The organism is Vibrio sp. 1402 (genome assembly GCF_033340275.1).
The window spans coordinates 1-593 of record NZ_JAWOWE010000465.1 but is presented as its reverse complement, the minus strand read 5'-3'; the positions used below and the strand labels follow the sequence as shown (position 1 = coordinate 593).

General features: G+C 39.1%; 2 protein-coding genes. Both read right to left on the bottom strand.

All coding sequences use genetic code 11. From position 1 onward, the window contains the following. Positions 1-285, bottom strand: a 285-nt coding sequence (tssK, locus tag R7044_RS26700) for a type VI secretion system baseplate subunit TssK (protein WP_225456171.1), incomplete at its 3' end; no start/stop codon positions are given. Positions 286-342: 57 nt separating this feature from the next. After that, positions 343-593 (bottom strand): type VI secretion system lipoprotein TssJ (tssJ, locus tag R7044_RS26695; protein ID WP_225456170.1); only part of this gene is annotated, 251 nt, incomplete at its 5' end.

Here is a 593-nt window from a genome sequence, read left to right as displayed (position 1 = left end):
GACTTTTGAGAGTGGAACGATCACCTTCACTAAAGTATTTTCCGTCCCTTTTTTTACCTTTAAAGGAGACAGAAAACTTGTCGTTGCTGAAAAGTCTATCAGCGTCATATCAGGAAGAATTGCTTGAAGATTATCAAGTTCAATCAAGCCTGTTTTTAAGGCATGTTCTTTTACACGGCAATTCCAAACGCCCCACGTATATGAGCCACCTAAACTGTGTAAGCCTTTATATTCATTAGATATTGCGCGTTCGTGCTGTTGAAAATGCTGGGGACGCAGAAACATCCCCTCGCACCAAGCCGTCTTGGAGTATTGCATCATTTATAATAAGCCAACTAAACGTTATTGCACGACCAAAGACAGATCTTCTAATGAGATTTGATAAGTGTTGTAACCCGTCTTATCTACTTTAATGACTTGTCGCCAATTTGAATTCTCAATATCGCGAAACGCGGCTACGATACCCAAATATTCTGTTTTAGGAGACATACTAGCTTGGTAGATTTCTTTTTGGCCTGGTGTCAAAGATATTTCATATTTATTCACCAAGTCTGGACCGAGTACTTTTTCATGCTCCTCATAAATAGAGAAAA